This window comes from Kitasatospora sp. HUAS MG31 (assembly GCF_040571325.1).
Classification (GTDB): domain Bacteria; phylum Actinomycetota; class Actinomycetes; order Streptomycetales; family Streptomycetaceae; genus Kitasatospora; species Kitasatospora camelliae.
This window is the reverse complement of record NZ_CP159872.1, coordinates 493,926-509,369: the sequence shown is the minus strand read 5'-3', so window position 1 is coordinate 509,369 and position 15,444 is coordinate 493,926. Positions and strand designations below refer to the sequence as shown.

Here is a 15,444-nt window from a genome sequence, read left to right as displayed (position 1 = left end):
CACAACATCTCGTCGGCTCGACGAGTCCCCCACATCATCGGCACGGAGTATCGATGTCCCAGCCCCTCACCCGCCGCACCTCGCGCACGGCCGCCGCGGCCCTCACCGCAGCGGTCCTGGCCGTCACTCCGCTGGCCCTGGCCCCCACCGCCCAGGCCGCCACTCAGACCAAGGGCGCGCAGACCACCGTGGCGCCCCTGAACGTGCTCACCTACAACGTCTTCCTGATGAGCAAGAACCTGTACCCGAACTGGGGCCAGGACCACCGCGCCCAGGCGATCGCCGACGCGGACTTCTTCCAGGGCCACGACGTGGTGGTCCTCCAGGAGGCGTTCGACAACGCCGCCTCCGACGCGCTGGTCGCCCGGGCGTCGGACGAGTACCCGTACCACACCCCGGTGGTCGGCCGGTCGACCAGCGGCTGGGACGCCACCAGCGGCAACTACAGCTCCACCACCCCGGAGGACGGCGGCGTCACCCTGCTCAGCAAGTGGCCGATCCTGCGCAAGGAGCAGTACGTCTTCAAGGACGCCTGCGGCGCCGACTGGTGGTCCAACAAGGGCTTCGTCTACGCGGTGCTGAACGTCAACGGGGTGCGCACCCACGTGGTCGGCACCCACCTGCAGTCCACCGACTCGGGCTGCTCCAGCGGCCAGCCGGCCACCGTCCGGGCCGCCCAGCTGAAGACGATCCGGGCCTTCCTGGACAACAAGCGGATCCCGGCCTCCGAGCCGGTCCTGGTCGCCGGCGACCTCAACGTGGACTCCCACGGCTCCGAGTACGACTCCATGCTGGCCGACGGCAACCTGGCGCCGGCGAGCGACCGCACCGGATGGTGGGACTCCTTCGACATCACCGACAACTCGATCGCGGCCTACCGCTACGAGGGTGAGCCGAACGAGGACCTGGACTACGTGCTGTACCGGGCCGACCACGCCCGCCCGAAGGAGTACACCAACGACGTCCACCGCTTCCACAGCGAGCCGTGGTCGGTGTGGAGCTGGGGCAAGAAGTACACGTACAACGACCTGTCCGACCACTACCCGGTGATCGCGGGCTGACGCCGCCCGCACCACAACCCGCACCACGGCGCGGGCGGCCGCGAACCCCCGGGGGCGCACGTCCCCGATGCGCGCGGCCGCCCGCGTCCGGCGTGCCCGCCTCCAACGGGCGGCGCAGGATGGTCCGCCGGCTCCTGTGCCCGGGACCGCCGGAGGTGCTGCGAAAGGACCGGCCGTCCCGCGTACCGTCGGACCGGTCCGGTGCGTGTGCTCAGCAGCCGGACTGTCGGCGTACCGCCTGGGGAGAGGTGCCCAGTTCGCGGCGGCAGGACTTGTTGAGGGCCTGGAGGTCCAACCACAAGTCGGTACGTCAGCTGGTGCGGTACTTCACCGAGACCGTCGCCATGGGCGGCAACCTGCTCCTGGGCGTGGGCCCCCGCGAGGACGGCACGATCACACCGGAGCAGGCGGAGCGCCTGGAGGGCCTGGGCGCCTGGATGTCCAAGCACGACGAGGCCGTCCACGGAACCGTGGCCGGGCTGCCGCCCGGGTACCACTACGGTCCCTCCACGCTCTCCCTCGACGGCCGGATCCTGTATCTGATCTGCTTCGACGCCCTGCGCGCGGGTGGCTCTGCGCGGTGTACGGAACCGGATCGAGCGCGTGACGGTCGTCGGCAGGGGCACGGAACTCCGCCATCGCGTCACCGGTGGCCATGGAGGGGTTCCGGGGGTCGTCTGGATCGATGCCCCCGCGGCGCAGGACCTCGATGACCACGCCACCGTGCTCGCGGTGGAACTCGACGGCGAACTCGACCTGTACCGCGGGAGAGGCCGCGACTGATCCCCGGGGTCATCCAGCGCGGAGCCGCGCCTTCGCCACACGGGGGTGCTGCCGCCATTTGTAGGTGCTCGTCGAACCGGGGCTACGGATAGCAACCCTGACGATTCCTCGGCGAGGATGCCGCTCGGTTGGTTCGGACTGACATGTCCGTACCAATCCGCGCTGCACACAGCACCAACGCACCTCCAGTCCAGTCCGGGTGGCCGACCAGCCGTCCGGCCGTCACCGGCCCCACCCCGGGCCGTCGCACAAGGAGTTCCGTTGCTACGTTCCCCCCGCAAGGTAGCGGCCGTGAGTGCCTGGATCGTCGGCGCCGCGCTGGTCGCCGTCGCCCTCCCCGCCGGCGTCGCGAGCGCCGGGACCGACCACTCCGTCCAGTCGGTGACGCTCTCCGTCCAGCCGCTGGCCGGCGCGCTGGCCGCCCCGCTCAGCGCGGGCGAGCAGTCCGCGCTGCTGACCGCGGCCGAGTCCTCCGCCGCCCGGACGGCCGCCGCGCTGCAGCTGGACGCGCGCGAGACACTGAAGCCGCGTTCGGTGCTCAAGGACGCCGACGGCACGGTCCACACCCGTTACGACCGGACCTTCTCCGGACTCCCGGTCCTCGGCGGCGACCTGGTCGTGCACACTGCCCCCGACGGCGCGATCAAGGGCGTCGACAAGGCCACCGAGGCCCCGGTCGCGGTGGCCTCCACCATGCCGGCCCTCAGCGCCGAGGCGGTGAAGAGCTTCTCGGTCGGCCGGGCCGAGGCGGCCGGTGCCAAGGAGGCGAAGGCCGACTCGGCGCGGTCCGTCATCTGGGCGGCGACCGGGACCCCGGTGCTGGCCTGGGAGACGGTGGTCGGCGGCCTCCAGCACGACGGCACGCCCAGCAAGCTGCACGTGATCACCGACGCCGCCACCGGCGAGAAGCTCTTCGAGCACCAGGCGATCGAGACCGGTACCGGCACCGGCCAGTACAACGGCCAGGTGACCATCGGCACCACCAAGTCCGGCACGACCTGGGCCATGACGGACGGCGGCCGGGGCAACCACAAGACGTACGACCTGAAGGGCGCCGAGGACGGCACCGGCACGCTGTTCACCGATGCGGACGACGTCTGGGGCAACGGCCAGCAGAGCAACCGCCAGACCGCCGGCGTGGACGCCGCCTACGGCGCCCAGGCCACCTGGGACTACTACAAGAACGTCCACGGCCGCAGCGGCATCAAGGGCGACGGCGTCGGCGCGTATTCCCGCGTGCACTACGGCGACTCGTACGTCAACGCGTTCTGGGACGACGACTGCTTCTGCATGACCTACGGCGACGGCGACAACAACGCCAACGCGCTGACCTCGCTGGACGTCGCCGCGCACGAGATGACCCACGGCGTCACCGCCGCCACCGCCGGCCTCGAGTACTCCGACGAGTCCGGCGGCCTCAACGAGGCCACCTCCGACATCATGGCCGCGGCCGTGGAGTTCCACGTCAACTCGGCCGTCGACCCCGGCGACTACCTGGTCGGCGAGAAGATCAACATCTTCGGCGACGGCAAGCCGCTGCGCTACATGGACAAGCCCTCCAAGGACGGCAGGTCCAAGGACTCCTGGTACTCCGGCATCGGGTCGATCGACGTCCACTACTCCTCCGGCCCGGCCAACCACTGGTTCTACCTCGCCTCGGAGGGCAGCGGCGCCAAGGTGGTCAACGGCGTCTCCTACAACAGCCCGACCGCCGACAACCTGCCCGTCACCCCGATCGGCCGGGACGCCGCGGCGCGGATCTGGTACCGCGCGCTGACCACGTACATGACCTCCACCACCGACTACGCCGGTGCCCGCACCGCCACCCTTAAGGCCGCCGCCGACCTGTACGGGACGAACAGCGTCACGTACGCCAACACGGCCAACGCCTGGGCCGGCATCGCGGTCGGCAGCCGCATCGTCCAGGGCGTCACCGTCGTCAACCCCGGCACCCGGACCACCCTGGTCAACAAGGCCGCCAGCCTCCAGATCCAGGCCACCAGCACCAACCCCGGCGCCCTCGCCTACAGCGCCACCGGACTGCCCGCCGGCCTGGCCATCAACGCCTCCACCGGCCTGATCTCCGGCACCCCCACCGCCCTCGGCACCAACAGCGTCACGGTCAAGGCCACCGACAGCACCGGCGCCGGCTCCACGGCGACGTTCACCTGGAACGTGGTCTCCCCGACCAGCACCTTCGAGAACACCGCCGACGTCCAGATCCCCGACCAGGGCGCGGCCGTGTACTCGGACATCCCGGTCAGCGGGATCTCCGGCAACGCGCCCGGCACCCTCAAGGTGGACGTCGACATCAAGCACACCTGGCGCGGTGACCTGGTCGTCGACCTGGTCGCCCCCGACGGCACCGCGTACCGGCTCAAGGACGCCAACATGACCGACTCCGCGGACGACGTGGTCGCCGGCTACACGGTGAACGCCTCCAGCGAGACCGCCAACGGCACCTGGCGGCTCAAGGTCCAGGACATGTACTCCAGCGACAGCGGCTACATCAACAGCTGGAAGCTGACCTTCTGACCAGCTGACCGGTGCCCGGCAACGCGAGGGCCCGCGCCGACCGGCGCGGGCCCTCCCGCGCACCGGCACTCGGACTCGTACGGCGTACGCGGCCAGGAGCACCGCGCGGCCGGCCGACCGATCCCGTCCGTCGCCCCGGTGATCACCACACTGCGGCCGCCACCCACAAGGTGCCCTGCCTGTTCGCCCGCCGCCCCCGCCCGTTCCCGCCTCGCAAACCCCGCCCATGCGGCCCAGCCCCGGCCAGACCGCCGCCGGAGCCGGCAACCGGGCCGCTCAGGCCGGGGCGGCCGCGGCCCGTTCGCTCTTCGTCTCCGCAGCTCCGTCGGCCCCATGCCGTGCCGGTGTTGGACCGCTCGCCGCAGCGCCCGCTCGTCGGCGAACCCCACCTGATGACGTGCTGCCCGCGCACTCGGGCGACGAGGAGAGTCTGGGTGAGCCGCTGCAGCGTGCCGAGCGGCACCTGCGGCGCGCGGGTGTGCTCTCCCCACCGGCGACGGTGGTCACGGCCGGTGGTGTCGGTGTCGGGCTGACGTCGCCGCAGGAGGGGGCGGTCCGTGTGTTCGGAACCGTACGGGCTGCGGTCACGACCTTCGTCCGGAGTGGCGACCGAGGTCGCATCAAGGTGTGCCGGAACCCTCTGCCGTTTCGGTTTCTTCGACCGCACCCGCCATGGGGGAGGGCTCCAGTCCCGGCTGCGGCTCCCAGGTGTCCACGCGCAACCACCGCCGGCGGCAGGGCTTCGGCGTCGTCGGATGGTGTCCGGCGGCCGCTCACGGGGAGGCCTGAGCACCAAGGTCCACCTGGCCAGCGATGCCTGGGCCCGCCCACTGGCCCTCGTCGTGACGGCCGGACAGGCGGGCGACGCACCCGCGTTCACCACCGTCATGGCCGCGCTCCACGTTCCCCGAACCGGTCTCGGGTGACCGCGCCCAGGCCCGACAAGGTGATCGCGGATCGCGCCTACTCGGCCCGCGGGATCCGCTCCCACCTGCGCGACCGGTACATCCGTGCGGTCATCCCGCAACCGGTGGACCAGGTCCGCCACCGGCTGCGGCGCGGCGCACGCGGTGGCCGCCCGCCCGGCTTCGACCGTGAGGCTTACAAGGAGCGGAACACGGTCGAGCGGTGCATCAGCCGCCTGAAGCAGCGGCGCGGCCTGGCCATGCGCACCGACGAACTCGCCATCGCCTACCAGGCCGCACTCCACCTCGCAGCCATCCTCATGTGGCTCCGCAGATGACCAAGGAGAGTCCGTAGGCCCTGCCTCGCCTGGAGCGTGCCCTGGCCTGTGACCGATCACCCTTAACGTGCCAGCCCGATCCCCTCCGGCAGGGTGGCCACCACAAGGGCGACGGCCTCCTCCGCCGTCTCGAAGCGCGCGATCACCTCGCTCCCGTTGTGTACCCCGTAGACCCCCTTTTCGTGCACCCACAGGATGTGCCCGACATGTGTCTTCCAGTTCGCCCTGACACTGGTGGAGAACCAGACGTTCATCATGCTGGTCGCAGGTGTCAGCCGGCGGAGCACCGGCTGGGCGTACGCCGCGGCCAGCAACGCATGCGTGCGTAGGTCCCGGTCGCCCGGCGGAAAGTGGATGCGGTCCAACTGGAGGTGCCACTCCAACTCAACCCCGCCGAACGGCTCCCGCTCGTGCACGAGAGCCCATGGCCGAAATTCGATGCACGGGGCCTGCGCCTTGGTCTCCTCGAGCCCCGCTCCGCCGGTCCAGGCCACCACCGCCCTGACCACCTCGGCCGGATCGGCGGTCCACCCGCCGGCCAGGCGCGGGAAGTTACTCGGAAGGTCGCTTGCGAGGACCACCCGGAAGGCCCGGTGCTGCTCGTCGGGCGGATACACCGTCACCCGCCGACCGAGCCCCGCGTCGACGTACTTCGCTAGGGACCCCCACTCATCGTCCGACTCGTGCAGGACGACCCCGCCCACCTCCGCCGTCTGCCTCAGCAGCTCCCGCAGTACCCCGCGACCCCAGTTGCTCCCGCCAGACCCCACCCCGAAGTTCATCCCCTCAGTATGCCGCCGAGCGTGTCAACGGACCGCCCACCACAGCAACCTCTTGCGCGGTCCTGAACGAGTCCGAGCCCTTCCGGAACGCCACGCCAGGGCGAGCAGGTGCGGTACTTCCACGCGATCGCCTCCAGCGTGCGCCGATGGTCGGCCCACCACCGCCACCACCGGACCGGACAGGCCGGCACCAACGGCTCGATCCGGCCTCACATCGCATCACTGACCACCAGCAGGACAGAAACGTCAGATCAACTACTCAGCCCATCAAACGGACACGCCTTAAAAGTGGGACAGCGTCGGTGTGTGGTCTCAGCCGGCGTTCGCCGGCGGTGTGAGACATCCCTCTCCCGTCGTCGTAGCGCTGGTGCCCGGGAAGGCTGACCCTGGAGACATGACCTCCTTGCCTCGCCCGCCGCATGACGCCGGCCGGGATCCGATCGACGGGACTACCGCGCTCGGCGGAGAGTCCGCTCCCGCCTGCGGGTACCTGCTGGACAACGCGCGCGCCGAGGCGGGCGAGCGATTCGTCTGGCTGGCCGAGCTGTTCGACGGTGTGACGCGCGGGCACTTCGATCGACTGGGGGTCGGGGCCGGCTCGCGGTGCTGGGAAGTGGGGGCCGGCGGCCCCGGTATCCCGGAGGCGCTCGCGGCGGCCGTCGGTCCGACCGGGCACGTGCTGGCCACGGACATCGACCCGTCGTGGCTGAAGGCAGGCGACGGGTACGAGGTGCGCCGGCACGACGTCGCCGCTGATCCGCCCCCGGAGCCGGGGACGTTCGATCTGGTGCACGCCCGGCTCGTGCTGGTCCATGTACCCGACCGGGCTCGCGCGTTGGCCACGATGGCGGCAGCGCTACGGCCCGGCGGCTGGCTGCTGGTCGAGGACGCCGACACCGCTCTGCAGCCACTGGCATGCCTGGACGAGAGCGGCCCCGCGCAGCGGCGGGCCAACCGGCTGCGCGACGCGGTCCGGGAGCTGCTGGCGCGCCGCGGCGCGGACCTGCGCTACGGCCGGACACTGCCGCGGGCCTTGCGTGAGGCCGGCTTGGTGGATGTCGCCGCGGCGGGCTCCTTCCCGGTCGGCGGGCCGGCCTGCGACCGGCTGGAGGCGGCGACCATCCGGCACGTCCGCGGCGAGCTGCTCGCGGCCGGCCTGACCGATGACGCCGAGATCGACGCGCACCTGGCCGCCATCCACGCGGGAGAACTCGACCTGACACTCGCGCCGCTGATCTCGGCCTGGGGACGCCGTCCGGCCGAGCACCCTCCGGCACTCGGTTAGGCGGTTTCGTTCGGATCCCCGGGCGGACCGGAGGAAGATGCCGGCGATGGAGAGCCCGGCCGGCCGGGCCGCCCGAGGAGCCGGCGGGCACCGCCTCGGGCATGCAGCATCCTCGGTGGCGCCTTCGGCGTCGCGGTGATGGTCGCCGTGCAGCAGGCGGTGGAGAGCGACCAGGCGGTGAACCGGGCCAAGGCCGCCGGACTGTCCGAGGCCGACGCGCAGCAGCTGGGCAACGCCGTCACCGACTCCGAGCCGGCCGACCGGATCCTCTCCGTGGTGGACCCGTCCACCGCCCAGGCCCTGGAAGCCGCCTACCGGCAGGTCCAGGCCGTCGGCACCGGCCGGGCGATGGCCGTGGCCGGCCTGCCCGCCGTGCTCGCCGCCCTGGCCCTGCCGCTGCTGTGGCGGACCGGACCGGACCACCGAAGCGGCCTGAGCCCGGGTCCGTCCACGCGGCGCCGAGGACGGGCGGCGCCGAGGACCGGCGGCGCTCAGGACCGCTCGACGGCCTCCTTGATCCGCCGGCCGAACGCGGGCGCGTCCTTACGGGCGGCGTGCACGGCCGGCTTGACCAGGAGCTTCCCGAGGCCGTGGCCCTCCAGCACGTTGAACACCCGGACCCGGGTGTGCCCGTTGGGCAGCGGCTCCAGGTCGTAGCCGCCCTCGGCGGTGATGAGGTTGTGGCTCTGCTCGGTCCACCGCACCGTCCGCGGCGCCTCCAGCCGGGTGATCCGGAACTCGCGGGAGGTCTTCATCCCCGCGTCCTTCACCGTGCTGCGGAACAGCGTGCCGACGGCGGTGGGACCGTCCGGCGTCCTGCGGATCTCCTGGACCCGGGGGCTGAACTCGGGGTCGTGCCGGCCGTCCGCGAGGTACGCGAAGACCTCCTCCACCGGGCGGTCGACCTCGACGCTGGCCTCGAACTCTCCGGACATGTCGCACCTCGCTCCGCGTGGGGCTCCCCGGCCAGGATCCCAGAGCTCCCCACCGGCCGCCTCCGGGCCGGTGGGCCCCGCCTCAGACCGGCAGACCGACGGGGTACGGGACCGCCGTCAGGGTGCGGATCCGGTCGGTCTGCATCGCCGTCAGCCGCCGGACGAACAGCACGGCCAGCACCGCGGAGACCGCCGCCGCGAGATCGGCGAAGGCCAGGTACCCGGCGACGTCGAGCAGCTCGTCCGGCGTCTCGGCCCGCAGGTCGAGCCGGGCGGCCAGCTGGCCGCCGGCCGTGCCCACGAGCCAGGCGCCCCACCACAGGTTCACCACGGTCAGCGGGACCTGCTCCGCCCAGCCCGCCGCCGTCCTCGGGCGGCTGGCCCGCCAGATGTCCCCGGCGATCTGACGCGGGAACCACAGGTGGACCACCGGGACGAACCAGCCGCCCACCGCCCAGCCGGGACCCCGGCGCTGCTCCTCGGGGTCGAGGAGTCCGGCGTTCAGCCGGGCCCTGCGGAACCAGACGAGGAAGGTGACGCCGGTGGCGAGGTACATCAGGGTCTGCAGGCCGCCGACGGCCGCCTGGGTGCCGTCCGCGTCGTCGATCTCCGCGGCGGAGACCGGCGCGTTCGCGACGAGGTCCTGGATGACCGAGCGGACGTTGAGGTCCGCCGCCACCGAGAGCAGGTCCAGCACTCCGCACAGCGCGAACAGGATCACCAGGACCGTGCCGATGCCGCCGACGTCCGAGAACGGGGCCCGTACGGCCCAGGCCGCGGCGGCCGCCGTCGTCGTGGCCGCCGCGCCCGGGCCCTGGCAGGCCGGGCAGCGGGCGTCGGGGGAGGCGGCGGGGGTGACACCGCAGGTGGAGCAGAGCAAAGAGGGGACTCCCGGTCCGGTGAACGGAGCGCCGCCGGACGGCGGCTGACGGGGTATCGCGGAACGGGAAACCCCAGGTCGAACGGATTTCCGACCCCGGTCGTAGCCCCGGGGAAGGGCGGCGCGGGCCCCGGACCCTGCTACACCGGCTTGCCGGCCGGCTCCGGGGCGGGGAGCAGGTTGGTCGCCCCCAGGACGTCGCCGGTGACCGGCGAGCCCGCCGCCTTCCGGGCCGCGCCGATCGCCGGGTCGGAGACCGAGACCGTCAGGGTGTAGGCCGGCCGGCCGGTGATGGTGTTCGAGGCGTCGGTCGGCGGGGCGAGCCGCTGCTGGACCGCGAAGGCGTCGAACCCGGGGCACAGGGCCTCGGCCGGGAGCACCACCTCGGCCGACCAGCTGGCGCCGGGCCCCAGCTGGACCCGGCCCTCGGCCGAGCGCGGCACGGTATCGGCGAACCGCACCGGCAGGTCGTGCGCGCCGCCGACCAGGCCGTCAGGCCCCTCGATCTCCACCGCCACCCCCGACGGCACGGTCAGCTCCACCGGCTGCGGCGCGGAGAACTCCAGGTCGAAGGTGAACCGTCCCGGATCCGAGGCCCCGGTGGACGCGACCCCGTAGGCGCCGAGGTGCATCCGCGGCCCGGGAGCCGCCGTCTCCCGGCCCCCGGCGTCCAGCCCGGTGGCCGTACCGGGCGGCAGCGCGTACCGGTGGTAGCCCTTCGTCCCGCAGCGGCTCCCGTCGGAGACTCCGCCGCCGGGCAGCGCGACGTCCGCCGCCGGCCGGGGCGAGCCGGGCACCGGCGGCGGCGCCGCGCGGGTGCCGGGGTCACGCGCCGACAGCAGCCCGCCCTGCGGCCCCCACACCACCCCGGCCAGCGCGGCGACCACGGCCAGCCCGGCGAGCAGCAGGTACCAGCGTCCCGCCCCCGTCCGGCGCGGGGCCGCGGCCGATCCGGCCGATCTCGCCGGTCTGGCCGACCCGGGGGACCAGCGGCGACCGCCCGGATCGACCGGGGGCTCCAGCCGCCACCGGGCGGTCAGCATCCGGGTGCGTGCCGAGGGCTCCTTGACGGTGGCCCCGCGGACGAAGGCCTCGTCCAGCACCAGCCCGTCGAACGGGTCCGGCGAGGACGGGTCCGGACGGCCGGAGGCGTGCGGATCGTCGGAGGGGTCCGGAAACGGATCGTCGGCTATCGGCATCGCGCCAGTATGCCCGCGCCGCCGGACACCCGGCCCGGCAGGGGCCGGAGGACCCCGCACACCGCGCCGTCCGACGACCTGCCGACCGGACCGTCCGTTATCCGGGACGGGACGCCCCGTCGCACCTACACTGGCGGAACCGACTGAATCGAGGATGCTCTGATGGCCCAGCAGGTTCGGGGTGTGATCGCACGGTCCAAAGGTGCGCCCGTCGAGGTGACGACGGTGGTGGTGCCCGATCCCGGACCGGGCGAGGCGGTGGTGAAGGTCCAGGCCTGCGGGGTCTGCCACACGGACCTGCACTACCGGGAGGGCGGCATCAACGACGACTTCCCCTTCCTGCTGGGCCACGAGGCCGCCGGCGTGGTGGAGTCGGTCGGCGAGGGCGTCACCGAGGTCGCCCCGGGCGACTACGTCATCCTCAACTGGCGCGCCGTGTGCGGCCGTTGCCGTGCCTGTAAGCGCGGGCGGCCCTGGTACTGCTTCGACACCCACAACGCGAAGCAGAAGATGACCCTGACCGACGGCACCGAGCTCTCGCCGGCCCTCGGCATCGGCGCCTTCGCGGAGAAGACCCTGGTCGCCGCCGGCCAGTGCACCAAGGTCGACCCGGCCGCCTCGCCCGCCGCCGCCGGGCTGCTCGGCTGCGGCGTGATGGCGGGCCTGGGCGCGGCCATCAACACCGGCGGCGTCGGCCGCGGCGACTCGGTGGCCGTCATCGGCTGCGGCGGCGTCGGCAGTGCCGCCGTCCTGGGCTCCCGGCTCGCCGGCGCCGCCCGGATCATCGCCGTCGACCTGGACGCCCGCAAGCTGGACGGCGCCCGCAGCCTCGGCGCCACCCACACCGTCGACTCCTCCGCCACCGACCCCGTCGAGGCCATCCGCGAACTCACCGGCGGCCACGGCGCCGACGTGGTCATCGACGCGGTCGGCCGCCCCGAGACCTTCCGGCAGGCGTTCTACGCCCGCGACCTGGCCGGGACGGCGGTCCTGGTCGGCGTCCCCACCCCCGAGATGCAGCTGGACCTGCCGCTGCTGGACGTCTTCGGCCGCGGCGGCGCCCTCAAGTCCTCCTGGTACGGCGACTGCCTGCCCGACCGGGACTTCCCGATGCTGATCGACCTGTACCTGCAGGGCCGCCTCGACCTGGACGCCTTCGTCAGCGAGACCATTCCGCTGGACGGCGTCGAGCAGGCGTTCCAGCGGATGCACAAGGGCGAGGTGCTGCGATCGGTGGTGCTGTTCTGATGGCCGCGCACATCGAACACCTGGTCACCTCGGGCGAGTTCACCCTCGACGGCGGCACCTGGCAGGTCGACAACAACGTCTGGCTGATCGGCGACGACCAGCAGGTGCTGGTCATCGACCCGGCCCACGACGCCGAGGCCGTCGCCGCCGCGGTCGGCGACCGCCGGCTGCTCGCGATCGTCTGCACCCACGGGCACAACGACCACATCAACGCCGCCCCCGAGCTCGCCGACCTGACGGGCGCGCCCGTCCTGCTCCACCCCGAGGACCGCGAGCTCTGGCACCAGACCCACCCCGGCTTCAAGCCGGACGCCGAACTGGCGGACGGGCAGCGCCTGACGGTGGCCGGCACCGGGCTGACCGTGCTGCACACCCCGGGGCACAGCCCCGGCGCGGTCTGCCTCCACGCGCCCGACCTGGGCACCCTGTTCAGCGGCGACACCCTTTTCGCGGGCGGCCCGGGCGCCACCGGCCGGTCCTTCTCCGACTTCCCGACCATCATCGCCTCCATCCGCGACCGGCTGCTCACCCTCCCGCCGGAGACGGTCGTCCGCACCGGCCACGGCGACTCCACCACCATCGCGGCCGAGGCCCCGCACCTCGACGAGTGGATCGCCCGCGGCCACTGAGCCCCGCGGCCACCGGACCCCGCAGCCACGGAACCCCGCGGCCGGCGGCCGCCGTCACCCGATGCGGCGGTCACCCGGCGGCGGCGGTCCGGCCCCGGTACGCGGCCACGGCCCGGGCCAGCTCCACGTCGTAGAGGTCGGCCTCGATGTGGAGCGCCGGGGGCCGCGCCTCCTCGTAGGGAACCGCCCAGTCGGCCCACTCCACGAGGCCGCCGGCCCTCCGGACGGACATCGCCAGGAAGCCGCAGCACTCCCCGACACACCCGGTGGCCTCGCCCAGGACCACCCGCCTACCCTCCGCCGTCGCATCCAGGGGTGAGGGCCCGGTGGGCGGCAGCAGCCGGTGCGCGTACGACCCCGTGGCGCCGGCCCCCGCCGCGAGGTCCTCGCCGTCGACCAGGAACCGCAGCCGCTCCGGCCACCCGGACGGATCCGGCACCACCTCGATGACCACCCGGTTGAACACGCGAACCCCCGTCCCGCCGCGGCTGGAGACAGCCGACCGGGGGTCAGACTGCCCGCCGCTTCCGGGCGTACGCAACCGATAATGGTGCCGCGCGCCCGGCTGAGACCGGGCACGCGGCGGACACCGGGCACGCGGCGGACACCGGGCACGCGGCGGACACCGGCCCGGGCGGGCCGCGCCGGGCGAGGACGGGCGAGGAGGACGGCGATGGTCACGGCACGGGAGTGGATCGACCGGCTGGGGCTGGAACCCCACGTGGAGGGCGGGTACTTCCGGCGGACGTTCCAGGCCGACCACCGGGAGCGGGTGCCGACGCCGAACGGCGAGCGGTACACCATGACCTCCATCCAGTACCTGCTGACCGCCTGGTCACCGATCGGGCACTGGCACCTCAACCGGTCCGACATCCTGCACTTCCACCACCACGGCGACCCGATCACCTACCACCTGCTGCACCCCGACGGCCGGTACGAGACCGCCGTGCTCGGACAGGACCCCGCCCGCGGCCAGCTGCTGGTGCTCGCCGTGCCCGGCGGCGTCTGGAAGGCCTCCCACCTCACCGGTGGCGACCACGGCCTGATCAGCGAGGCGGTCGCCCCCGGGTTCGACTACGCCGACATGACCCTCGGTCGCGCCGGCGACCTGCTGCGCCGCTTCCCGGGCCACGAGGAGCTGATCCACCGCTACTGCCGCCCGGAGCCCGACCAGGACTGAACGAGGATCACCCGGACGCGCCGGACCGCCTGCCCGGACCACCGCCGGCGAGCCGCTCTCCTGAAAGCCGTCGGGTACGAGGAGGTGGCCGGGGTGCTGCTCAAGGACAGGAACGCCGTGATCTACGGCGGCGGAGGCGCCATCGGGAGCGCCGTGGCGAAGGCTTTCGCGCGGGAGGGCGCCCGGGTCCACCTGGCGGGCCGGACGCAGGCCCGGCTGGACCGGGCGGCCGAGGAGATCCGCGCGGTCGGCGGCGCCGCCGAGACCGCCGTCCTGGACGCGCTCGACGAGAGTGCCGTGGACCGGCACGCCGACCGCGTTGCCGAGCGGTTCGGCGGCATCGACGTCTCCTTCGACCTGATCTCCCTCGGCGACGTGCACGGCACCCCGCTGGCCGAGATGTCCCTGGAGGCGTTCGAACGCCCGGTGCTGAACGCCGTCCGGTCCCTGTTCCTCACCGCGCGGGCGGCCGCCCGGCACATGATCCGGCAGGGCTCGGGAGTGATCCTCACCTTCGGCGGGGACGGCGGCCACGACCCGATCCGGGACTACCACATCGGCGGCTTCCAGGTGGCCCTGGAGGCGATGGGCACGCTCCGCCGCCAACTCGCCGCCGAACTCGGCCCGTACGGCATCCGGGTGGCGACCCTGCACACCGGCGGCATCACCGAGACCATCCCGGCGGACGAACCGGGACGGGACGCGATCACCGAGATGATCGTGGGGAAGACCATGCTCCGCCGCGCGGCGACCCTGGCGGACGTCGGCCAGGTCGCCGCCTTCCTCGCCTCCGACCGGGCCGCGAGCATCACCGCCGCCTCGATCAACATCACCTGCGGCGCCGTCGCGGACTGACCGCCCGCCACCCCCTCGACCCGCACGGCCGGGGCCGTCACCCCGGGGCGTCCAGCGGCGTGCCCTGGAGCAGGCTCACGAGACCGGGCGAGCGCAGCAATGCCTCCAGGTCGTCCAGCGGAATCGGGTCACGGGTGCCCCCGCCCGGCACCCCGCCCAGCCCGAACACCTTGCCCTCCGGGGTGGCCAGGACCGCCTGGGACACCGGGTTGGTGACACCGCGGCTCAGCCACCCGGTCGAGCCGTCCGGAAGGGTCAGCACCCGGCAGTCCCGGAACGCCGTCGTGGTCACCCCGGCCCTCGCCTCGCACGGGTCGTCCGGACGGGCACCGGCCGCCAGCGGCGTACCCATCAGGGCGCTCACCGCGTACGAGGTCCCGTCCTCGCGCACCAGCCGCGCACTGGTCGGCCCGCCGCCGTCGGCGACCTCCCGGTAGCCGGACGGCAACCCGGTCCGCAGCGCAGCGAGGAACCGGTCGTGGAACTCGTCCAGGTCACCCATGCCGTACTGGCGCGGCGGCGCCGAGGTGGCACCGTCGCCCCCGCCCGCCGGCCCGCCCACCCCCGGCGCGGACCAGAGGCCGGTCCCCGCCGCGGCCGTCCCGCCGACCACCAGGACCGCGGCCACGGCCGTCGCGACGGTCAGCCTCCGCCGGCGGCGCAACCGCCGTCCCCCGGCCCGCACCTCGGCCAGTGACGACCGCACCGGCGGCTCCGGCTGGTCCAGCACCTCGCGGAACAGCGTGAGGGTCATCCGGTGGTCCCGGTCCAGGTCCTCGTCCCCTGCCATGTCTCTCTCCTCGCCCTCGGCGGGCAGCCGTGGCGGTAC

General features: G+C 73.3%; 13 protein-coding genes and 3 pseudogenes. 9 read left to right on the top strand and 7 right to left on the bottom strand.

The features are described from left to right. The first annotated feature begins 53 nt into the window (after positions 1-53). The 4 genes and pseudogenes from sph to ABWK59_RS02455 form a co-directional block, all read left to right on the top strand. On the top strand, positions 54-1,061 hold the full coding sequence (gene sph / locus ABWK59_RS02470) for a sphingomyelin phosphodiesterase (RefSeq protein ID WP_354637594.1): 1,008 nt from the start codon (positions 54-56) through the stop codon (positions 1,059-1,061). Positions 1,062-1,354: 293 nt separating this feature from the next. After that, positions 1,355-1,844 (top strand): annotated as a pseudogene (locus ABWK59_RS02465) (alpha-L-fucosidase); the annotation flags it as partial. A gap of 291 nt (positions 1,845-2,135) precedes the next feature. Beyond that, positions 2,136-4,379 carry a M4 family metallopeptidase gene (locus ABWK59_RS02460; RefSeq protein ID WP_354637593.1) on the top strand — a complete coding sequence of 748 codons (2,244 nt, stop codon included), beginning with the start codon at positions 2,136-2,138 and terminating at the stop codon, positions 4,377-4,379. Between the two features lie 764 nt (positions 4,380-5,143). Further along, a pseudogene (locus ABWK59_RS02455) lies at positions 5,144-5,622 on the top strand (IS5 family transposase); the annotation flags it as partial. A 62-nt stretch (positions 5,623-5,684) separates the two neighbouring features. Here ABWK59_RS02455 and ABWK59_RS02450 read toward each other — a convergent pair. Together ABWK59_RS02450 and ABWK59_RS02445 are read right to left on the bottom strand one after the other, a co-directional pair. Further along, the gene (locus ABWK59_RS02450; protein ID WP_354637592.1) at positions 5,685-6,404 is read right to left on the bottom strand and encodes a DUF6193 family natural product biosynthesis protein; all 720 of its coding nucleotides are present in this window, start codon (positions 6,402-6,404) and stop codon (positions 5,685-5,687) included. Between the two features lie 33 nt (positions 6,405-6,437). Continuing rightward, positions 6,438-6,607: pseudogene (locus ABWK59_RS02445) on the bottom strand (IS5/IS1182 family transposase); the annotation flags it as partial. Positions 6,608-6,798: 191 nt separating this feature from the next. Between ABWK59_RS02445 and ABWK59_RS02440 the strand changes: the two are divergent. Beyond that, the gene (locus tag ABWK59_RS02440; protein ID WP_354637591.1) at positions 6,799-7,689 is read left to right on the top strand and encodes a methyltransferase domain-containing protein; all 891 of its coding nucleotides are present in this window, start codon (positions 6,799-6,801) and stop codon (positions 7,687-7,689) included. A gap of 491 nt (positions 7,690-8,180) precedes the next feature. Here the strand turns inward: ABWK59_RS02440 and ABWK59_RS02435 are convergent, their stop codons facing one another. The 3 genes from ABWK59_RS02435 to ABWK59_RS02425 all read right to left on the bottom strand — a co-directional run bounded on the left by ABWK59_RS02435 (position 8,181) and on the right by ABWK59_RS02425 (position 10,703). Further along, complete coding sequence (locus ABWK59_RS02435) at positions 8,181-8,624, bottom strand: SRPBCC family protein (protein WP_354637590.1); 444 nt, start codon at positions 8,622-8,624, stop codon at positions 8,181-8,183. An 82-nt stretch (positions 8,625-8,706) separates the two neighbouring features. Then, the gene (locus ABWK59_RS02430; protein ID WP_354637589.1) at positions 8,707-9,504 is read right to left on the bottom strand and encodes a DUF4328 domain-containing protein; all 798 of its coding nucleotides are present in this window, start codon (positions 9,502-9,504) and stop codon (positions 8,707-8,709) included. Positions 9,505-9,644: 140 nt separating this feature from the next. After that, on the bottom strand, positions 9,645-10,703 hold the full coding sequence (locus ABWK59_RS02425) for a hypothetical protein (RefSeq protein WP_354637588.1): 1,059 nt from the start codon (positions 10,701-10,703) through the stop codon (positions 9,645-9,647). Positions 10,704-10,865: 162 nt separating this feature from the next. Here ABWK59_RS02425 and ABWK59_RS02420 point away from each other — a divergent pair, with 162 nt between their 5' ends. Then, positions 10,866-11,951: an S-(hydroxymethyl)mycothiol dehydrogenase gene (locus tag ABWK59_RS02420; RefSeq protein WP_354637587.1), complete on the top strand. Its 1,086-nt coding sequence runs from the start codon at positions 10,866-10,868 to the stop codon at positions 11,949-11,951. Beyond that, on the top strand, positions 11,951-12,580 hold the full coding sequence (locus ABWK59_RS02415) for an MBL fold metallo-hydrolase (protein WP_354637586.1): 630 nt from the start codon (positions 11,951-11,953) through the stop codon (positions 12,578-12,580). Before ABWK59_RS02420 ends, ABWK59_RS02415 begins: the two co-directional genes overlap by 1 nt. 70 nt (positions 12,581-12,650) lie before the next feature. Here the strand turns inward: ABWK59_RS02415 and ABWK59_RS02410 are convergent, their stop codons facing one another. Continuing rightward, positions 12,651-13,046: a hypothetical protein gene (locus tag ABWK59_RS02410; protein WP_354637584.1), complete on the bottom strand. Its 396-nt coding sequence runs from the start codon at positions 13,044-13,046 to the stop codon at positions 12,651-12,653. Positions 13,047-13,253: 207 nt separating this feature from the next. Between ABWK59_RS02410 and ABWK59_RS02405 the strand changes: the two genes are divergently transcribed. Continuing rightward, entirely contained in the window at positions 13,254-13,760 is a 507-nt protein-coding gene (locus ABWK59_RS02405; protein ID WP_354637583.1) for a cupin domain-containing protein, read from the top strand. Positions 13,761-13,853: 93 nt separating this feature from the next. Beyond that, a complete protein-coding gene (locus tag ABWK59_RS02400; RefSeq protein WP_354637582.1) occupies positions 13,854-14,615 on the top strand; it encodes an SDR family NAD(P)-dependent oxidoreductase in 762 nt (253 codons plus the stop codon). A gap of 37 nt (positions 14,616-14,652) precedes the next feature. Here the strand turns inward: ABWK59_RS02400 and ABWK59_RS02395 are convergent, their stop codons facing one another. Further along, positions 14,653-15,405 (bottom strand): hypothetical protein, encoded by a 753-nt coding sequence (locus tag ABWK59_RS02395; protein WP_354637581.1) that lies wholly within the window; start codon positions 15,403-15,405, stop codon positions 14,653-14,655. Between the last annotated feature and the right edge of the window lie 39 nt (positions 15,406-15,444).

Bases quoted from the DNA above. Each gene is read 5' to 3' on its own strand.
- ABWK59_RS02435 (WP_354637590.1), bottom strand. From the start codon at position 8,624: ATGTCCGGAGAGTTCGAGGCCAGCGTCGAGGTCGACCGCCCGGTGGAG.
- ABWK59_RS02415 (WP_354637586.1), top strand. From the start codon at position 11,951: ATGGCCGCGCACATCGAACACCTGGTCACCTCGGGCGAGTTCACCCTC.
- ABWK59_RS02395 (WP_354637581.1), bottom strand. From the start codon at position 15,405: ATGGCAGGGGACGAGGACCTGGACCGGGACCACCGGATGACCCTCACG.
- ABWK59_RS02405 (WP_354637583.1), top strand. From the start codon at position 13,254: ATGGTCACGGCACGGGAGTGGATCGACCGGCTGGGGCTGGAACCCCAC.
- ABWK59_RS02425 (WP_354637588.1), bottom strand. From the start codon at position 10,703: ATGCCGATAGCCGACGATCCGTTTCCGGACCCCTCCGACGATCCGCAC.
- sph (WP_354637594.1), top strand. From the start codon at position 54: ATGTCCCAGCCCCTCACCCGCCGCACCTCGCGCACGGCCGCCGCGGCC.
- ABWK59_RS02440 (WP_354637591.1), top strand. From the start codon at position 6,799: ATGACCTCCTTGCCTCGCCCGCCGCATGACGCCGGCCGGGATCCGATC.
- ABWK59_RS02420 (WP_354637587.1), top strand. From the start codon at position 10,866: ATGGCCCAGCAGGTTCGGGGTGTGATCGCACGGTCCAAAGGTGCGCCC.
- ABWK59_RS02450 (WP_354637592.1), bottom strand. From the start codon at position 6,404: ATGAACTTCGGGGTGGGGTCTGGCGGGAGCAACTGGGGTCGCGGGGTA.